Source organism: Alistipes sp. dk3624, from assembly GCF_009557455.1.
GTDB lineage: Bacteria > Bacteroidota > Bacteroidia > Bacteroidales > Rikenellaceae > Alistipes_A > Alistipes_A hominis.
This window is the reverse complement of record NZ_CP045651.1, coordinates 2,691,889-2,710,960: the sequence shown is the minus strand read 5'-3', so window position 1 is coordinate 2,710,960 and position 19,072 is coordinate 2,691,889. Positions and strand designations below refer to the sequence as shown.

General features: G+C 57.6%; 12 protein-coding genes. 6 read left to right on the top strand and 6 right to left on the bottom strand.

The features are described from left to right. Window positions 1-11: 11 nt before the first annotated feature. The 6 genes from GFH31_RS11545 to GFH31_RS11520 form a co-directional block, all read right to left on the bottom strand. Window positions 12-1,421 (bottom strand): L-fucose/L-arabinose isomerase family protein, encoded by a 1,410-nt coding sequence (locus GFH31_RS11545; protein WP_101571086.1) that lies wholly within the window; start codon window positions 1,419-1,421, stop codon window positions 12-14. A 27-nt stretch (window positions 1,422-1,448) separates the two neighbouring features. Further along, window positions 1,449-4,547 (bottom strand): glycosyl hydrolase, encoded by a 3,099-nt coding sequence (locus GFH31_RS11540; protein ID WP_153497965.1) that lies wholly within the window; start codon window positions 4,545-4,547, stop codon window positions 1,449-1,451. Window positions 4,548-4,634: 87 nt separating this feature from the next. Continuing rightward, the gene (locus GFH31_RS11535) at window positions 4,635-5,720 is read right to left on the bottom strand and encodes a hypothetical protein (RefSeq protein WP_153497964.1); all 1,086 of its coding nucleotides are present in this window, start codon (window positions 5,718-5,720) and stop codon (window positions 4,635-4,637) included. A gap of 117 nt (window positions 5,721-5,837) precedes the next feature. Next, window positions 5,838-6,752, bottom strand: a complete 915-nt coding sequence (locus tag GFH31_RS11530; protein WP_055205464.1) for an AraC family transcriptional regulator — start codon at window positions 6,750-6,752, stop codon at window positions 5,838-5,840. A gap of 211 nt (window positions 6,753-6,963) precedes the next feature. Beyond that, on the bottom strand, window positions 6,964-7,920 hold the full coding sequence (locus tag GFH31_RS11525) for an SIS domain-containing protein (protein WP_055205463.1): 957 nt from the start codon (window positions 7,918-7,920) through the stop codon (window positions 6,964-6,966). Window positions 7,921-7,976: 56 nt separating this feature from the next. Then, window positions 7,977-8,684, bottom strand: coding sequence for a GntR family transcriptional regulator (locus GFH31_RS11520; protein ID WP_153497962.1), 708 nt, complete (start codon window positions 8,682-8,684; stop codon window positions 7,977-7,979). Between the two features lie 319 nt (window positions 8,685-9,003). Between GFH31_RS11520 and GFH31_RS11515 the strand changes: the two genes are divergently transcribed. The 6 genes from GFH31_RS11515 to GFH31_RS11490 all read left to right on the top strand — a co-directional run bounded on the left by GFH31_RS11515 (window position 9,004) and on the right by GFH31_RS11490 (window position 19,051). Continuing rightward, on the top strand, window positions 9,004-10,350 hold the full coding sequence (locus tag GFH31_RS11515) for a dihydrolipoamide acetyltransferase family protein (protein ID WP_153497961.1): 1,347 nt from the start codon (window positions 9,004-9,006) through the stop codon (window positions 10,348-10,350). A 72-nt stretch (window positions 10,351-10,422) separates the two neighbouring features. Further along, entirely contained in the window at window positions 10,423-11,781 is a 1,359-nt protein-coding gene (gene lpdA, locus GFH31_RS11510) for a dihydrolipoyl dehydrogenase (protein WP_118457962.1), read from the top strand. Between the two features lie 39 nt (window positions 11,782-11,820). Further along, the gene (locus tag GFH31_RS11505) at window positions 11,821-14,301 is read left to right on the top strand and encodes a thiamine pyrophosphate-dependent enzyme (RefSeq protein WP_055205459.1); all 2,481 of its coding nucleotides are present in this window, start codon (window positions 11,821-11,823) and stop codon (window positions 14,299-14,301) included. A 115-nt stretch (window positions 14,302-14,416) separates the two neighbouring features. Next, on the top strand, window positions 14,417-15,604 hold the full coding sequence (locus GFH31_RS11500; RefSeq protein ID WP_118457960.1) for a hypothetical protein: 1,188 nt from the start codon (window positions 14,417-14,419) through the stop codon (window positions 15,602-15,604). A gap of 15 nt (window positions 15,605-15,619) precedes the next feature. Further along, complete coding sequence (locus GFH31_RS11495; protein ID WP_118656323.1) at window positions 15,620-17,578, top strand: SDR family NAD(P)-dependent oxidoreductase; 1,959 nt, start codon at window positions 15,620-15,622, stop codon at window positions 17,576-17,578. A gap of 198 nt (window positions 17,579-17,776) precedes the next feature. After that, window positions 17,777-19,051: a zinc-binding dehydrogenase gene (locus tag GFH31_RS11490; protein ID WP_101571101.1), complete on the top strand. Its 1,275-nt coding sequence runs from the start codon at window positions 17,777-17,779 to the stop codon at window positions 19,049-19,051. The last annotated feature ends 21 nt before the right edge of the window (window positions 19,052-19,072 follow it).

The window sequence follows — 19,072 nt, the reverse complement described above, 5'->3', positions numbered from 1 at the left end:
TTTCCGCCGGCTCAGCATACCTTCACCACCGGGATGCCCAGCAGGAAACCCAGTTTTTCGATTTTATCGCCCAGATGACCGATACCGATCGCACAGTGGTGGGCAGGCCCGGCCTTGGCCCATCCGTCCATAAAGGCGCGGGCGCCGATCGGGAAACGATACCGGCTGTTCGTATTGCCGATCTGCAGCACCTTACCCTCGACGGACTCTCCTTCGGCGGTCAGCAAAAACACCCCGTCGCGGCCCTCGACCACCGACAGCAGCGTCACCGGTCCGCGGCGGACGCTCATCTGGATCGAAAGTCCTTTGCCCGGTTTGCCGTGATAGATCGGCAGCGGCACCAGTCCCACGCGGCCTTCGGCGATCGCAAAATGCGCCGGACCGTCGTGTCCCCACAGCACCACGTCGTCGTCGAAATCCATCGCATAAGGCTCCGAGAACGACCCGCCGGCCCCAAATTCGGCCAGTATCTTCATCGCATGAGCATTCTTCACTTCGCACTCGCCGGCGACCGGAATGTTACGGCCGGTCAGCAGCGTATTGCCGGCGATCACCGACGTCACGATATTTTCGTATTCGTTGCCGGCGGCCCCTTCGTAATAATAAGCCATCGAGCCGAGCCGGTGCGCCTCCACCAATTTGTCGAGCGCGACCGAAGTCCGCGCGGCGCGTTCCACCTCGTACGGTTCGCAATCGGCGGCTACGTCGAAAGTCGAACGGAACTCCTCGATCTTAGCGGCGGTTTCAGCATCGGTCACGCGGTCGCGCAGCTCTTTCAGTTCGCACATTTCGAGCAGTTCGACATGCGTCCCGAATACGCCGGACATCCGCGTAAGGTCGGTATATACGTCGAGCATCCCGCAATAGTAATGGCCGAGCACCCCCATCCGGTTCCGACGCATCGCGGCGGCTACACCGGCCGCTTCGATCCACGCTCCGATCTGCTCCCAGACGGACTCCTCGGCCAGGTATCCGGTCACGATGTCGTATTTCAGTCCCAGCCGGTTGAACACGCAGGCCACTTCCGGCACCGAGCAGGCCTGGCAGTGCGACAGCCACTCGCCGGTCATCCGACCGCGGTCGCCCATGCCGTTCAGGTAATCGTAGTCGATCGCCGCGGCGGGCTGCAGGTTCAGCACGATCACCGGCACGCCGAGCCGCTGCACCACCGGCAGCACCGTCGACGACAGCGCGTAAGTCGATATGTACAGAAACACCAGTTCCACATCGTTTTCTTTCAGCCGCCGCGCGGCGGCGTCCGCTTTCGCCGGGTCGTCCACCATCCCGGCGTCGACCACCTCGGCCCCCATGCCGCTCATTTTTTCCGCGATCTGCCGCTGGTAGCCCTGCAAACGTTCCAGCAAACCGTCGAACTGCCCCCAATAAGTATTCAGTCCGATTCCAAAAAGTCCGATTTTCATGTTTTTTTATTCGTTTTCAAAAAATAATCATTCGCATTCGACGAGCGCAAAATCCTCCTGCAACCCGAACGGCGTCAGGAAATATTCCGACGCCTTACGCAACTGCGGCACGTTCCACCGGTTCGGATCGACAATGCCGTCGTAGGCGACGTGGTGCGGACCGATCAGGTTTTCCATGTTTCCCACCACGCGCAGTTCGACGTCGTTTTTCCCTTTCCGGACGAAAGGCGTGACATCGAGCGTGTACGGCTCGGCGAAAACGACGCCCGCCTTACGGCCGTTGACCCATACCTCGACGAGCGACCCCGTCCAGCGGTCGGCCTTTACGTAATAGCTTTTCCCGGCAACGCCGTTCACTTTGAAGCGTTTCGCGTATTTCATCTCCCACGGGTAGAACGGCGCGCCGAGCGCCTGCCAGTTCCGCAGTGAACCGTAACGGGCCGCCGGCACGATCGTCCAGCGGTCGCCGCGCTGCACGACCTCGAAATCGCCCAGCACATAGACGGCGCCCAATTCGGTATGGACGGTCGTTTTAGCGGCGACCAGTTCGACCGTATTCTCTCCGGAATGCACGTATTTCCCGACCGGGATCAACTTGAACTCTTCGTCCAGCAGCCAATCTTCGCCGGCCTGCACGGGCGTGCCGTTCACCTTAACGGTATACAGCCAGGGGCGTTCCACCAGAATCTTCATCGACTTCGTGTCCACCCCGGTACCCGAAACGGTAAAACGGTAGGCGGCCGTAAAGCCCGGCGCGGCAGAAAGATCCATGTTCACGATATCCTGCTTGTACTGCATCGCCCAGAACCACGGATTGCCGCTCAGCCCGGCGTTGCGGAATACTTCCGCGCCTGCATTGTTGTAATAAATATCTTTGTACTGCTTGTCCCCGTTTTGCAAATCGATAAAATCGATCAGCAGCACGTTGTCCCTGTGGCGTGCGATCCGCATCGGACCGTCGGCCTGCAACGGCGTACCGCCCGTCGACACCTGCGGTTTCCGGGCTTCGACCGGATCGTTAGAAACATACAGCAGCACGCTGCCGGCCGGTTCGACACGGGTTTTTACGGTCACAGCACCATTTGCCGTTTCGACCGGCATTTCATATACCTTCCCGTCGAGCGCATCCATCCGCACCGCATGTTTCCCGTTCAGCGCGACTTCCACGTCGGATGCTTCGTCGAGCGAAGCATTCACCAGCAGCAGCGTCTGGCCGCCGTCGAACTCCCTGCGGTGATGGTGCAGATCGCCCCCTTCCCGGCGGACAAACCGGATGCCCTCGCTGCGCAAATAACGGTCGATCGCTTCCGGTGTGCATTCCGCCAGCGAAATCACGCTGTCCGACGCAAAAAAAGCTTCCGCTTCCGCAGACGGTTCGCCTTCCACGCGGGACGGATGCCCGAAAGCGATCAGCCGGCCGCCGGTGCGCACGAACCCGCGCAACATATCGAACGTTTCGCGTTCGAGGTTTTCGGTCTGCGGCGCAACGACAAAAGTACCGTACGCCCGCTGCCCAACGACGAACTTTCCGTCGCGGACGCTTCCGTTCGTCCGGAAAATATTTTCGCATCCCAGGTCGAATTCCACCTGCGCGTGTTCGAGTTCCGTCACCAAATCCTGAAACGCCTGCCCGATCTCCATCGCCCGGTTCAAAGACGCAGTCCCGTAATACTGGTTATACATCCATACCGAGGTCGTAGGTTCCAGCACCAGAATATCGTTTCGCTGTTCGCCGAGGCTCATCGCCGCGCAAATGCGGGCGATGTAATCGTTCAGCGCCCGGTAGTCGTTCCACCACGCGGCGCTCTGATTGAACATCGGCGGATAATCGAACTTACGCACCCCGGCCATGCTCATGTGCCCTACGTGCTGATTGACCAAGTTGACGCCCAGCACCATCTGCCAGTCGCACAGCCGTTTCATATCTTTGAACGTCACGTTCCATCCGCCGCCGCCGTAAGTTTCGCTCAGGACGCGCCGCCGCCCGAGCTGGTTGGCTATGCTCCGCACCTCCTTCACCGACCGGATATTCCCGAACTGCGCGCCGGTGCTCTTTTCATTGAACTGGTTGAACAGCATGTCGATCCCCGGAACCTGCTGCCACGCGGCCATCGACATGTTGTCCGTAACGCCGGTCACCAGCGGCCAGTTATGCTCCCAGTAGTGCCCCGTCCACGAAATCCCTTTCCCGGCACAGTAATCGTACCACGGCCTGGCCCAGCGCTCGACAAACAGGCGGTTGAGCAACTGGAAATAGTCGTGACGCACCTTTCGCCAATCCCCGATTTCCTCGTGCAACTGCGGCAAGCAGTCGCTCAGATCGTAACCGTACTCGCTACGGAAAACGTCGAACAGATCGGGCGTCCAACGCACGCCGCCGGGCGACACGATCTCGGGTTCGTCGGTAAAAACGCCCTTCACATTTCCCTTCAGGTCGCCTCCAAACGTCTTTTCGTAACCCTGCATCGTGATCTCCATGAATTTGTCGGTCACCCCGTGCGCCAGCAAGTCGACATACGGCCCGCCGGCATACCACGGCGACGGCTGGTAAAAAGTCTTTTCATACAGGTAAAACCGGCCCGGCCGTCCGGCCATCGAAGCGGCCCGCTCGGTAACGTTTTCGAATTTACCGTCCTCCTCGGCGACAATCACGAAATATTTCGAAACATCGGCGGGCATCGTATCGGCCGCCGTCGGTTTCAGGCCCTGTCCCTGGTTGAACGCTTCCGGCATCTCGCGCGGCACATGCCCGCCGGCGAAACCGCTCGGGTAGGAATTTTCGTCGTAAAGCCACACTTCGAGTCCCAGATCGCGCCCCTTGTCCACCGTATATTTCACCATCTCGTTCCACGTCGGCGACAGGTACTCGGTAATCAGTCCGAGCCGCGGATGGATAAATACGCCGCCGCAGCCCTGTTCCTTATATTCGGAAAGGATACGGTCGATCCGGTGCGGCGTAATCTCGGTGTTCCACACCATAAACGGCTTGGTGCGGAACTCGCTGCCGGGATCGGCGAATTGATCGAAAAGCCGCTGCGCCGATTGGGCGTCGGCTCCGTCCTGCGCGTCGGCAGTTCCGCCGACGGCAAGCATCAAAGACAAGATGGTCAAGTGGATTTTTTTCATTCGTCCAATATTTGTAGGTTATGCCGCCCGCACCGAAAAGAGCCCCCGTTCCGTACCGGCGCGCGCCTTCGTCTCCCCCCGACACGGTTATTTATCTAAAAAGGTAAGTTTCAGTTTCAACTTGCTGACCACCCCGTACGACAGGCCGTCGTAATCCTTAAATGCGGTGAAGAACATCGTATACGTGCCGTCCTTCTCCTTGATCAGCGAAATCGGCGTCCGCAGCGCGGTCCACCATTTTTTCACGACCGGTTCGATGTCGATGTGGCGCAGTTTCGACCAGTGCACACCGTCCCACGACAACGTATATCCCAGCTTATCGACCCACGGACCGCCGTCGACGATCGCGATATAAACTCCGTTTTCGAGCCGCATCACGATCGGATTCTCGGCAAAACTCTCCAGGCCTACCGGGTTCAGTTCGCTCATCCGCGTCCACGGCCCTTCGATTCGGTCGGCCCGGGCCATCCCGACCATCCACCTGCAGGTGGACATCTGCTGGGTCGTCGCGCTGCCGTACAGCGCGTACCACTGCTTTCCGATTCGATACGGGAAAAACGAATCGACCCCCTGATGTCCCTCCCACGGATCGGGATTCTCGTCGTAGCGCATCAATATTTCGCGGTCGGTATAGGGACCGCCGATCCCTTCGATTCCTTTTACATCGGAAACGGCGTGCTGAATCACGCCGTCAAAATTCAGGTTATTGACGTCGGGTTGCTGCGGAAGCGCCTTATAGCATACGTAAAAGAGATGCCACCGTTTGTCTTTTTTATGGTAGACCATCATCGGCCCCCAGATCGCCGCGCGCTGCGACGCGCCGGTAAAATCGGCGTCCGACTCGCGGATCGTGGCCCGGCGGCGCCAGTCCGTCCCGTTCTCGGAAGTCCAGTAGCCGGTGCGCATCCGCACGCAGTACGGATCGCCGACCATCTCCGACGTAATCATGTGATAAGTGTTTCCGATTTTCACGACCCGGCCGCCCTCGAATCCGTATTTGATATCTTCCGTATCCGGAGAACCGCGGCGGAGGATCGTATCCTCGCAGGCGAGCACCTCGATCCGGACGATTCCGTCGGAATCGGCGATCCGTTTCGGAGCGGCATCGCGTCCCTTGCCGGACGCGCCCATCGCCGCCAGCAAGGCCGCGGCGACAAACAGTTTCTTTTTCATAACGATTTCTGTTCGGGTTAAAAAATTACGCACGATCTCCCTCGTTCATACAAAAGTAAAACGACCGGACGCGGATCGTGTTCCAAAATTGATATATAAGTTCTGATTTTTGATCCGTCAGTCGAGCGGATCGTCCGTGGCTTCGCTGCCGCGCAGCCGGCAGCGGTACTCCTGCGGACTGTACCCGGTGCGCTTGCGGAAAAAGCTGGAGAAATAACGCGAAGAGTTGAAATCCAACGCATAGGAAACCTCCTTGACCGTCATCGCCGGATCGGAAAGCAACTCCATCGCCCGGAACAGTTTCAGTTCGAGGATATACTGCGCCGGCGCCATCCCGGCGTGCCGTTTGAACGCCGTGCGGAACCACGAGTAGCTGACGTGCAGCCGCCGGGCCACCTCCTGCGCGCTGATATTTTCGGACAGGTTATCGCGCATGATCACCTTCGCCCGGGCGATTTTATCGCACGTCTCGTCGTTCGGGGATTTCCGGCCGGAATTCAGGTTCAGCGCCACCCCCATCAACAGCGAAACGGCGCCGGACAGCATCTGCTGGTAATAAGGGCCCTCCTGTCCGGCCGCCTGCATCGCGCCGCGGTAAACGTCGATCGCCAGCGTACTGATCCCTACGTTGTAGACCGGCGAACGCCCGCTGAAAAAGCCGCCGGCAACCCGTTCGTCGACCACCTTGCCCCGGAAACCGATCCAATAGACGCTCCAACCGGTTTTGCGGTTCGGACGGTACGTATGCCAGCATCCGGGAAAGATCAAGAACATCGCCCCGGGAGCCAGCGCGTATGTCTTGCCGTCGGATTCGAAAACGCCCTCTCCGTCGACCACGTAGATCAACTGGTATTCGTCGAGCACCCGGCCGGCGGTCACGTTGAAATAATAACCGGCCGGGTGGTCGGCCGGAGGATAGGCTTCGTCCGCGTCGATGCGCTGAAAACCGACCGACGTGACGGTAATTCCCCACAGCCGGTCCCGATCGTTCGCCACCAGGTATTTGAACTCGCTCTGATCCTTCGTTGCCATCGGATTCCGGTTTAGCGGCCGCGGATGCCCGCCGCCGTCCTCAAAATTAATTCTTTTTTCGCAAATGCAAAAACGGCCGCCCCGGAAGCCGCTTATTCGGTCGCAGACGGCAACCGAGCCGCCGCAATGCCCATACCACGACCCGATGAAAAGCCCGCGCAGAATAATTCTGCGCGGGCTTTTCGACGGTCGCTTACGGCATTCCGGAACGCTATCCGAGCACCGACACGTTGAAAAATTCGACGACGCCCGCCACGGCGCCCGCATCGTCGACCACGATGATCGAATGGATCTTATTGACGCGCATCATCTCTTCGGCCGCCGTAATGCGGACATCGGGCGAAATGGTTTTCGGATTGCGCGACATGATCTCCTGCGCCTCGATCCGGAAAAAATTCTCCTTGTATTTAGCCATCGCCCGGCGCACGTCCCCGTCGGTAATCACACCGATCAACTTGCCGTTCTCGACGACCGCGGCAATCCCGAGCCGGGCGTCGCTGATCGCAATGATGACCTCGCCGAGGGTCATCGTCTTCGGAACGCACGGAACGCCGTCCTTGCGCATCACGTCGCGCACGCGGGTCAACAGCCGGCGTCCGAGGCTTCCGCCCGGATGAAACACGGCGTAATCCTCCGCCTTGAAATTCCGCATCTTCATCAGCGCGATCGCCAGCGCGTCGCCCATCACAAGCATCGCGGTCGTCGACGACGTGGGAGCCAGATTCAGCGGACACGCTTCGCGCCCCACATTGATATTCAAATGAAAATGCGCATTTTTAGCCAGCGTTGACTGCGGGTTGCCGGTAATGGCGATGATCGTATTGCCGTTGTTCTGCATGAACGGGATCAGCTTCAGCACCTCGTCGGTCTGTCCCGAATTGGCGATCGCCAGCACCACGTCGTTCTTCGAGATCATACCCAGGTCGCCGTGATAGGCTTCGCCCGGATGCAGGAAAAAAGCCGGTGTCCCGGTACTGGCCAGCGTAGCGGCGATTTTTTTACCGATGATACCCGATTTGCCCATGCCGGTAACGACGACCTTGCCGGTACAAACCAGTATCGCCTCGACCGCCTGGTCGAAATCGTCGGTCAACAGGTTGCTCAGGTTGCGAATGGCGTCCGCCTCGGCGTTGAACGTATCGATCGCATACTGCTTGATCTGACTCATATTCGTATCGTTTTTCATAATAAATTCGGTCGATTATGCAATGAATCCCCCTCTTCTCAAAAAGTTCCGATCAGGCCGTAGCCCTGCGTGGCGCAGAAAACCTGACTGTAAATATGGAAACCGGGACGATTAGTCTCGATCTTCCGGTTCAACTGCAGGATCGGATGGCCGGCGCGCACGTTCAGGTACTCCTGCAGCCGCTTGTCGGCGCGGATCGCGAAAAGCTGCTGCGTTCCGCCGGTCACGACGATCTGATAGCGCGTTCGCAGCGAATCGAACAGCGAACGGTTTTCGAGATCGTATTCGGCGAAACGGGGCAGGTTGATATCGGGCAGCATCGTTATATCGAAAAACACCGGCTCGCCGTTCACCAGCCGCAGCCGCTCGAAATAAAAACAGCCGGCCCGCTGCTCCTGCGGTTCGACCGGGAATGAAAACGCCTCGTCCAACGGCCGGGACTCCGGCTTCAGTATGATGTGCGTCGAAAGATTCGCGCTGCTCAGCGCCGAGGTCGTTCCGGTCAGCGACAAGATACCGATTCCTTTGGGCGCCCCTTTGACGATACTGCCTTTACCCTGGTGTTTGACAATGAACCCGTCGGCGACCAACTGGTCGAGCGCCTTGCGCACGGTCGGCCGCGCCAGGCGGTACCGCCGGCAAAGATCGTGCTCGGACGGCAGCAAATCGCCCGGACGGAATTCCCCCGACGCGATCTGTCCGCGCAACGTTTCGTACATTTGTTTATACTGCGGCAAATTGCCCATAACAATTTCTCTGAATTAACCGCCCCGCACACCGCCGAACCGACTTATCGGTCAACCGAATACTGCGACCGGACTGCCGTCCGAACCGCACGCCGGGCAGTCCAAAAGTAGACAAAGTATTCTGTTATTCCAAATTCCAAGTCAACAAATTTGTATATACAAGCTACAAACTTGTAAGTATTAATATTTTCAATAACACGCTTGTTATCAACGCTTAAAAAAAATTATCAAAATCACTTGTATATCTAAGTTATTGTTGTAACTTTGCAATGATTTTCCAAAAACTACAATTTAAAACCAACATACTTAAACCTAAATTATGGCAACAGTAGTTATCATGCCGAAGCAGGGACAGTCCGTAGAAAGCTGTATCCTGACCGAAATGAAAAAGAAAAAAGGCGACACCGTAGCGGTGGGAGATATCCTCTTCGCCTATGAAACGGACAAAGCCTCTTTCGAGGAAGAAGCCCAGGTAGCCGGAACGGTTCTGGACGTTTTTTTCGACAACGGCGATGAAATACCGGTGCTGACCAACGTGATGGTGATCGGCAACGAAGGCGAATCCACCGACGAATTCCGCCCGGGCGGCGCAGCCGCCGCAGAAGTTGCCGCTCCTGCGGTGCCGGCAGCGGCCACGGTAGCGCCCGCCGAAGTAAAAACGACAGCGCCCGCACCGGCGGCAGCGCCTGCGGCAGCTCCTTCGGGGACAATGTCGCCGGTATCCCCGCGCGCCAAAGCGCTGGCAGAAAAAGAAGCCGTCAACGCTGCCGCGTTGACCGGAACGGGCCCTCACGGCCGCGTGATCGAACGCGACGTAAAAGCCGCCGCGGAAGCCGCTCCGAAAACCACGCCCCTGGCCAAAGCCATTATCAAAGAGACGGGAGCAGCCCTTCCGACGGCCGGAAGCGGACTGGCCGGCATGGCCAAAGGCGCCGACGTAGGCGCGCTGAAGAATTCGGTTTACGCCACCGACAGCGAAATCAAGCCGATCTCGAACATGCGCAAAATCATCGCCAAGGCGATGCACGCTTCGTTGCAGAATTCGGCGCAGCTTACCCACCACCTCAGCGCCGACGCCCGCCGCATCATGGCGCTGCGCAAGAAGGTCAAAAAAGCGGTCGAAAACGGCTACCCGACCAACATCACCCTCAACGACATGGTATGTATGGCCGTTATCAAGGCTCTCAAGAAGTTCCCGCAGGTCAACGCCCACTTCCTCGGCGACAGCACCCGCAACTTCTCGAAGGTGCACCTCGGACTGGCCGTCGATACCGAACGCGGCCTGATGGTTCCGACCGTCAAGAATGCCGACGACCTGTCGATCCAGGGGCTGGCCAGCCAGCTCAAAGAGGTCGCCGAAGCCTGCAAGAAAGGCTCGATCGATCCGGATCTGCTCTCTTCGGAAGCCGCTTCGTTCACCGTATCGAATCTCGGCAACTACGGCGTAGAGATCTTTACCCCGGTCATCAATCTGCCGCAGGTTGCGATCCTCGGCGTGAACACGATCGTTCCGCGTCCGAAAGACCTCGGCGGCGGAGTCTACGGTTTCGTTCCGCACATCGGACTGAGCCTTACCTACGATCACCGCGCGCTGGACGGCGGCGAAGCGACCCGTTTCGTGAAACAGATCGCCACGGAGATCGAAAACCTCGAATTCGAATTGTAAAACCAACCGGACTCCGAAACGCCACTGCAGGCGTTTCGGAGTTCATCACTTAAAACTATAAACCGAAATACAATGATTGATTTAGCAATTATCGGAGGCGGTCCCGGCGGCTACGTGGCTGCGGAACGCGCCGGTGCGAAAGGGCTGAACGTCGTGCTGTTCGAAAAGAGGGAATTGGGCGGCGTCTGCCTGAACGAAGGATGCATCCCGACCAAAACCCTGCTTTACAGCGCCAAAGTATACGACTACGCCGTACACGGCGACAAATACGGAATCAGCGCGCCGGGCGCGACGTTCGATTTCGGCAAGATCGTCGACCGCAAAAATAAAGTGGTGAAAAAATTGGTGGGCGGCGTCGGCTCGAAGATGAAAGCGCACAAGGTGCGGGTCGTCAAGGGCGAAGCCAAAATCAAAGGACGCTCGGCCAACGGAATCGAGATCGAGTGCAACGGCGAAACGTACTATGCGGTGAACCTGCTACTGTGCACCGGTTCGGAAGCCTTCGTTCCGCCGATTCCGGGCGTCAAAGAAGCCGGCGACGCGATCGTTACGAACCGCGAAATCCTCGACTTGAAAGAGCAGCCCAAATCGCTGGTAATTATCGGCGGCGGCGTGATCGGGATGGAGTTCGCGAGCTTCTTCAACAGCCTCGGCACCGAAGTGACCGTCGTAGAGATGCTGCCGAAAATCCTCGGCGGACTGGACGGCGAAATCAGCTCGATGTTGCAAGATATTTACGCAAAGAAAGGGATCAAGTTCAATCTCAACTGCAAAGTGACCGAAATTCGCGGCAACGAAGTGGTCTATGTAGACAAAGACGGCAAAACGCTGTCGGCCAAAGGCGACAAGATCCTGATGAGCGTCGGTCGTCGCGCCGTTACGGCGGGCATCGGCCTCGAAAACCTCGGTCTGGAACTGAACCGCGGCGCGGTCAAAGTGGACGACAAGATGCGCACGAACGTGCCGAACGTCTTCGCCGCGGGCGATGTGACCGGATTCTCGATGCTGGCGCACACGGCCAGCCGCGAGGGCGAAGTAGTCGTTAACAACCTGACGGGCCGTCCGGACGTCATGCGTTACAACGCGATCCCGGGCGTAGTTTATACGAATCCGGAAGTAGCCGGCGTCGGACTGACCGAAGAACAGGCTAAAAAAGAAGGTATCGAATACCGCATCGCAAAACTGCCGATGGCCTATGCCGGACGCTTCGTCGCCGAAAACGAAGGCGGTAGCGGCCTGTGCAAAGTATTGGTAGGCGCCAAATACGGCGAAGTGCTCGGCGTACACATGCTCGGCAACCCGTGCAGCGAGATCATCTACGGCGCCTGCATGGCCATCGAACAGGAAATGACGCTCAAAGAGATGCAGGAAGTCGTATTCCCGCACCCGACCGTATCCGAAATTTTCAAAGAAACCATTTTTGCTTTCTAACCGAATAACAACTAATTAAAAACTTAAAAATCATATATTATGCCTAAGTCGCAATATATCGACCCGAAAGAGATGCGGAAAGCCGGTGAGATCACCTTCACCCCGATTCCGGTCAATCAGTACAAAAAGACGATCAAGGAAGAGCTCAAGGCGAAGAACTTCACCAAGGACGATCTGAAACGCATTTACCACGACATGGTCGTGATCCGCGAATTCGAAACCATGCTGCAACTGGTAAAAACGACCGGCGGATACAACGGCGTGGAATACAACAACCCGGGCCCGGCGCACCTGTCGGCCGGTCAGGAAGCCGCCGCCGTAGGTATGGCTTACATGCTCGATATCAATGACTTTATCTTCGGTTCGCACCGCAGCCACGGCGAAATTCTCGCCAAAGGTCTTCGCGCCATCGAGCTACTCGACGACAAGGATCTGGAGAAGGTGATGAACGAATTCTGGGACGGCGCTACGGTAAACGTCGCCAAGAAAGCTTTCAAGGGCGGTTCCGTAAAAGAACTGGGTATCCGCTTCCTGCTGTACGGCGCGCTGGCCGAGGTATTCGCCCGCACGACCGGGTTCAACAAAGGCCTCGGCGGAAGTATGCACACCTTCTTCACGCCGTTCGGCATCTACCCGAACAACGCCATCGTAGGCGGTAGCGGCAGCATCGCAGTAGGTGCGGCCCTGTACAAGAAAGTGAACCGCAAGCCGGGCGTGGTGGTTGCCAACCTCGGCGACGCGTCGATGGCCCGCGGCCCGGTTTGGGAAGGCATGACCTTCGCTGCGATGGATCAGTTCAAACAACTGTGGGCGGACGATATGAAAGGCGGCCTGCCGGTGATCATCAACATCATGGATAACCAGTACGGCATGGGCGGTCAGACCCGCGGCGAAACGATGGGCTTCGACTTCGCGGCCCGCATCGGCGCTGGCGTCAACCCGGCCCAGATGCACGCAGAACGCGTGGACGGCTTCAACCCGCTGGCCGTGATCGACTGCTACCGCCGTAAGAAAGCGATCCTCGAAGAGGAAAAAGACGGCCCGGTACTGATCGACGTGCTGACGTACCGTTACAGCGGCCACTCGCCTTCCGACGCTTCGTCGTACCGTACCAAAGAAGAGGTGGAAGCCTGGGAAGCGGAAGACTGCATCGCAGCCTACGGCAAGGAACTGATCGCCGCCGGCATCGCAACGCAGGCCGACTTGGACGCCACGACCAAAGAGGTGAAGGACATCATGTTCGATACCTTCAAACTGGCTATCGACGACGAACTTTCCCCGCGTATGGACCTGCACAAAGATCAGGAACTGCTCGGCACGATGATGTTCTCGAACCAGTCGATCGACTCGCTGTCGGACGCTAAGCCGGAAGTGAACCACCCGATGAGCGAAAACCCGCGCGTACAGCAGATCGCCAAGAAAGAGCGTTTCGCGTTCGACAAGGACGGCAAGCCGTTCTCGAAGATGAAACAGTTCCAGTTGCGCGACGGTATCTTCGAAGCCATCATCGACCGCTTCTACAAAGACGCGTCGCTGGTCGCCTACGGTGAGGAAAACCGCGACTGGGGCGGCGCGTTCGCCGTATACCGCGGTCTCACGGAAGCACTGCCGTACCACCGCCTGTTCAACTCGCCGATCGCCGAAGCCGCCATCATCGGAACGGCTATCGGATACGCCATGTGCGGCGGCCGCGTAATCCCCGAAATCATGTACTGCGACTTCCTCGGATGCTGCGGCGACGAAGTGTTCAACCAGCTGCCCAAATGGCAGGCCATGAGCGGCAACATCCTGAAGATGCCGGTAGTCGTCCGCGTATCGGTAGGTTCGAAATACGGCGCGCAGCACTCGCAGGACTGGACGTCGCTGGCAGCCCATATCCCGGGCCTGAAAGTGGTGTTCCCGGTTACTCCGTACGACGCCAAAGGTTTGATGAATGCGGCTCTGCAGGGCACCGATCCGGTGATTTTCTTCGAAAGCCAGCGTATCTACGACGTGGGCGAGCAGTTCCACGAAGGCGGCGTTCCGGAAGGATACTACGAAATTCCGCTGGGCGAACCGGACGTGAAACGCGAAGGCAAGGACATCACGATCCTGACCATCGGCGCCACGCTGTACCGCGCGCTCGAAGCGGCCAAAACGCTCGAAGAGAAATACGGCATGAGCGCCGAAGTGATCGACGCGCGCAGCCTCGTTCCGTTCAACTACGAGAAAGTGCTCGCTTCGGTGAAGAAAACCGGACGGATCGTCATCGCCGGCGACGCTACGGCGCGCGGCTCGTTCCTGAACGACCTGGCCCGCAACATCACCGAACTGGCGTTCGATTACCTGGACGCGCCCGCCGTCGTTCTGGGATCGCGCGACTGGATCACGCCGGCCTACGAGCTGGAATACGCGTTCTTCCCGCAACCGGACAGCTTCTTGGACATCATCCACGAAAAGATCGTTCCGTTACAGGGATACGTTCCGACGCGTAACTACACCGATGCCGAACAGATCCGCCGAGCTAAAGAAGGTATCTAAAGACGTGTAACATAACACCGATTTCCGAAAGGTCGCATAGATATCGAAGTCCGTGTGACCTTTCGTTCTTAACGAAACATGTCAAAACCTAATAAACGTAAAACTACCGACAATCATGGATGTGTCAAAAAAACATAAGCTCGAATGCGTCGACGTCAACGCACACCTGCACACGCCGTACTCGTTCAGCGCTTTCGATAAACTGACCGACGCGTTGGATCGCGCCGTCAACGAAAACGTGAAAGTGGTCGGCATCAACGACTTTTATTCGATGGACGGCTACAAAGAGTGGAACGACGGATGTATTCAGCGCAAGCTGTTCCCGCTGTTCAACATCGAGTTCATCAGCCTGCAAGAAGAAGACCAAGCCGCCGGCATACGGGTGAACGACCCGAACAACCCGGGCCGCACCTACCTCAGCGGCAAAGGCCTCGCCTACCCGATCGACCTGCCCGAACCGTACGCCTCGCAACTGGCCAACGTCCGCGCCGAATCGAACGCGCAGGTAAAAACCATGTGCGGCAAGCTGAACGACGTGCTCGCATCGTACGACGCCCCGTTCAGGCTCGACTTCGACCTGATCGAGAAGACGCTGACCAAAGGTTCGATCCGCGAACGCCATCTGGCCAAAGCGCTGCGGATCGCCGCATACGCGCATTTTAACAACGACAAGGCCGCCATCGCTAAATTCTTCGAAACGATTTTCGGAGGCAAGGCGCTGAAATCGAATGTAGACGACCTCGCCGCCGTCGAGAACGAAATTCGCGGCAACCTGCTCAAAGCGGGCGGAGCGGCTTTCGTCCCGGAAGACCCGAAAGCATTCCTGCCGATGGACACGGTACGCAAGATCATCCTGGCCGCCGGGGGCATCCCGACCTACCCGTTCCTGGCGGACGATGCGAAGGGCGGATTCACCGACTTCGAACAGGACGTCGTGAAAACGGCCGAGATCCTACGCCAGCGCGGTATTTTCTCGGTAGAATTCATCACGACGCGCAACAGCGTCGAAGTGCTTGAGAAGTACGCCGGCTACCTGCACGACAACGGTTTCGTCGTAACGTTCGGCTCGGAACACAACACGCCCGCGATGGAACCGATCGAACTGTTCGCCCGCGGCGGCGCGCCGCTGACCGAACGGCTCAAATTCATCAACTACTGCGGCGCCTGCGTCGTGGCCGCCCATCAGGACATCGTCCGCAGCGGTATGCAAGGCTACGTAGATAGTCGTGGAAAGGCCGATATCGACAAACGCGACGAATACGTCAAGCACGGCGACCGCGTTATCAAATCCATCATCCTTTAAACCCGTAAACCAATCATGAAAGAGATAGAAGAACTGATCGAGATATCCCGCAAATACGGCAAAGACAGCCGCTATGTCATCGCCGGCGGCGGAAACACTTCGTACAAAAATGCGGAAAAACTGTGGGTCAAAGCGAGCGGATGCGCGCTGGCCACCATTACCGAGGACGGCTTTGCGGTGCTCGACCGTAAAAAGCTGAACGTGATCTCGGAAAAAACGTACAGCAGCGACACGGCAGCCCGCGAGGAAGAGGTCAAAAACGACCTGGCGGCCGCCTGCATCACCAAAGATCGCCGTCCGTCGGTCGAGACGTCGATGCACAACGCGCTGGAAGCTAACTTCATCGTACACCTGCATCCGACGATGGTCAACGGCCTGATGTGCGGCCAAAACGCAGAGGCCGAAACGCAAAAGCTGTTCGGCGACGATGCGGTTTACATTCCGTACACCGACCCGGGTTACGTGCTCTTCAAAGAAGTCGAAAACCGGATCAACGCCTACAAAGCGAAATTCGGCAAGGAGCCCGCAATCCTGCTGCTGCAGAACCACGGCATCTTCGTCGGAGCGAATACGACCAAAGAGGTGGAAGCCATCTACGAAAAAGTGCTCGGAACGATCGAAAAGGCGGCCGGCGCGAAACTGCCCGAAGGAGACGTTCCGGTATGCGAATGCGCTCAGGAAGTGCTGCCCGCCATCCGGATGATGCTCAGCAAGCAGGGTCTCAAAACGCTGAAAGTACGCAATAACGAACTGACCAAACACTTCCTCTCTTCGGCGGCCGAGTACGCCAAGGTAGCCGCTCCGTTCTCGCCGGACGCGATCGTATATTGCAAATCGAAATACCTCTATTTCGACTGCGATAGCAAGGAAGCGCTGCTGGAAACGGCCGAAAAAGAGATCGAAGCGTATGTAAATAAGAACGGTTACACGCCGAAAGTGATCCTGATCAAAGGGATCGGCCTGGTAGCCGTCGGCGACAACGCCGCGGGCTGCGACATCATCCTCGACGTCTACGAAGACATGATGAAGATCGCCCTGATCGCGCAGGCATTCGGCGGCGAACACCCGATGACCCAGCGACAGATCGACTTCATCGACAACTGGGAAGTGGAAAACTACCGCCGCAAAGTAAGCGCCGGCGGAGCTTCGGGCCGCGTCGAGAACAAGACGATCATCGTCACCGGAGCCGCCCAGGGGTTCGGTGAAGGAATCGCCGCCTGTCTGATCAAAGAAGGGGCGAACATCGTGGTGGCCGACCTGAACGAAACGGTCGGCGCGGCAACCGCAGAACGGCTCTGCGGTATGGCAAAGAGCAACCGCGCGATCTTCGTCAAAACGAACGTAGCCGATACGGCGAGCCTGCGCAACCTGATCCACGAAACGGTGTGCAACTTCGGCGGCCTGGACGTATTCGTCAGCAACGCGGGCGTTCTGCGCGCCGGCGGTCTCGAAGAGATGACGCCCGAAAACTTCGAATTCGTCACGAAAATCAACTACAACGCTTACTTCTACTGCGCTCAAGCCGCTTCGCGCGTGATGAAGCTGCAAAACAAATACGCGCCGGACAATTACGGCGACATCGTCCAAATCAACTCGAAATCGGGTCTGCGCGGTTCGAAGGCGAACTTCGCCTATGCCGGCGGCAAGTTCGGCGGAATCGGGCTGACGCAGTCGTTCGCGCTGGAACTGGCTCCGTTCCGGATCAAAGTGAACTCGGTATGTCCGGGCAACTTCTACGAAGGGCCGCTGTGGTCGAACCCCGAGAACGGACTGTTCCTGCAATACCTGCACGCAGGCAAAGTGCCGGGAGCGAAGACCGTCGAAGACGTCCGCAAGTTCTACATGGATCAGGTTCCGATGCGTAAGGGAACCGGCCCGGAAGACGTTACCAAAGCCGTGCTGTACCTGATCGAACAGACCTGCGAAACGGGGCAGGCCGTACCGGTCACCGGCGGTCAGGTGATGCTGAGCTAACGGAAGACGGAACACACCGACTATCGGGCCCGTACGAATACGGACGGTGCGGGCCCGACAGTTAACCGTTTCGTAACGCCTTTAACCTATATAAGTATGACAAAAATTCGCATGATATGAATTTAATGTATATCTTTGCAGAAAATTTAGATTTTTCATGTGAAACCTTGTCGTCGTGAACTTTTAAAACCAAAACACATGAAAACAAAAGCTGTAAGACTGTACGGCAAAAACGACCTCCGATTGGAGGAATTCGAACTGCCGAAGATCAAAGATAACGAAATACTCGCCAAAGTCGTATGCGACAGCATCTGCATGTCGTCGTACAAAGCCTCCCACGAGGCCGACATCCACAAACGCGTTCCGCGCGACATCGCGCAGCGTCCGGTCATTATCGGCCACGAATTCGCAGGGGAACTGGTCGAAGTGGGCAGCAAGTGGAGCAAACAATTCAAAGCCGGCGACAAATTCTCGATCCAACCCGCGCTGAATTACGAAAAAGGGCCGGTCGGCGTGTTGAGCGCTCCGGGCTATTCGTACCAATTCATCGGCGGCGACGCCACCTACGTGGTAATCCCGAACGAAGTGATGGAAAACGGTTGCCTGCTGCCGTATACCGGCGCCGGATATTACCCCGCTTCGCTGTCCGAACCGCTGTCGTGCGTGATCGGCGCGATGCATGCGAACTACCACATCACGCCCGGGTCGTACAAACACGCGATGGAGATCAAACAAGGCGGCAGCATGGCGGTACTCGCCGGCGTGGGCCCGATGGGGTTGGCCGCCATCAACTACGCCATCCACCGCACCGACCGCAAACCGAAGCTGATCGTGGTGACCGATATCGACCAGACGCGTCTGGATCGCGCCGCATCGCTCTATTCGCCCGCGGAAGCCGCTAAAAACGGCATCGAACTGAAATACGTCAACACCGGCAAAATGGCCGATCCGGCAGCGGAACTGAAAGCGCTGAACGGCGGCAAAGGCTACGACGACGTGTTCGTATTCGCTCCGGTCGCTCCGGTCGTGGAACAGGGAGACGCGATCCTCGGATTCGACGGTTGCCTGAACTTCTTCGCTGGCCCGGCCAAAACGGATTTCAAGGCGCAATTCAACTTCTACAACGTACACTACGCCTACACGCACGTCGTAGGCACCAGCGGCGGCAATACGGACGACATGAAGGAAGCCATCGAGATGATGGGCAAAGGACTCGATCCGGCCGGCCTGGTAACGCACGTAGGCGGTATCAACGCTGTGATCGAAACGACGTTGAACCTGCCGAGCATCCCCGGCGGAAAGAAATTGATATACACCCATATCGAAATGCCGCTGACCCCGATCGCAGAATTCGGGGAAAAAGGCAAATCGAATCCGGTTTACGCCGAACTGCACAAACTTTGCGAAAAGCACAAGGGTTTGTGGAATCCCGAAGCGGAGGCCTACCTGCTGGCCAACGCCGATAAACTGTAAGCGCGCACGAAACGCGCGTTA

What these genes read in the sequence shown, in the direction of transcription:
- GFH31_RS11495 (WP_118656323.1), top strand. Translation starts at nt 15,620, where the DNA reads ATGAAAGAGATAGAAGAACTGATCGAGATATCCCGCAAATACGGCAAA.
- GFH31_RS11505 (WP_055205459.1), top strand. Translation starts at nt 11,821, where the DNA reads ATGCCTAAGTCGCAATATATCGACCCGAAAGAGATGCGGAAAGCCGGT.
- GFH31_RS11525 (WP_055205463.1), bottom strand. Translation starts at nt 7,920, where the DNA reads ATGAGTCAGATCAAGCAGTATGCGATCGATACGTTCAACGCCGAGGCG.
- GFH31_RS11490 (WP_101571101.1), top strand. Translation starts at nt 17,777, where the DNA reads ATGAAAACAAAAGCTGTAAGACTGTACGGCAAAAACGACCTCCGATTG.
- GFH31_RS11500 (WP_118457960.1), top strand. Translation starts at nt 14,417, where the DNA reads ATGGATGTGTCAAAAAAACATAAGCTCGAATGCGTCGACGTCAACGCA.
- GFH31_RS11535 (WP_153497964.1), bottom strand. Translation starts at nt 5,720, where the DNA reads ATGAAAAAGAAACTGTTTGTCGCCGCGGCCTTGCTGGCGGCGATGGGC.
- GFH31_RS11545 (WP_101571086.1), bottom strand. Translation starts at nt 1,421, where the DNA reads ATGAAAATCGGACTTTTTGGAATCGGACTGAATACTTATTGGGGGCAG.
- GFH31_RS11540 (WP_153497965.1), bottom strand. Translation starts at nt 4,547, where the DNA reads ATGAAAAAAATCCACTTGACCATCTTGTCTTTGATGCTTGCCGTCGGC.
- GFH31_RS11530 (WP_055205464.1), bottom strand. Translation starts at nt 6,752, where the DNA reads ATGGCAACGAAGGATCAGAGCGAGTTCAAATACCTGGTGGCGAACGAT.
- GFH31_RS11515 (WP_153497961.1), top strand. Translation starts at nt 9,004, where the DNA reads ATGGCAACAGTAGTTATCATGCCGAAGCAGGGACAGTCCGTAGAAAGC.
- GFH31_RS11520 (WP_153497962.1), bottom strand. Translation starts at nt 8,684, where the DNA reads ATGGGCAATTTGCCGCAGTATAAACAAATGTACGAAACGTTGCGCGGA.
- lpdA (WP_118457962.1), top strand. Translation starts at nt 10,423, where the DNA reads ATGATTGATTTAGCAATTATCGGAGGCGGTCCCGGCGGCTACGTGGCT.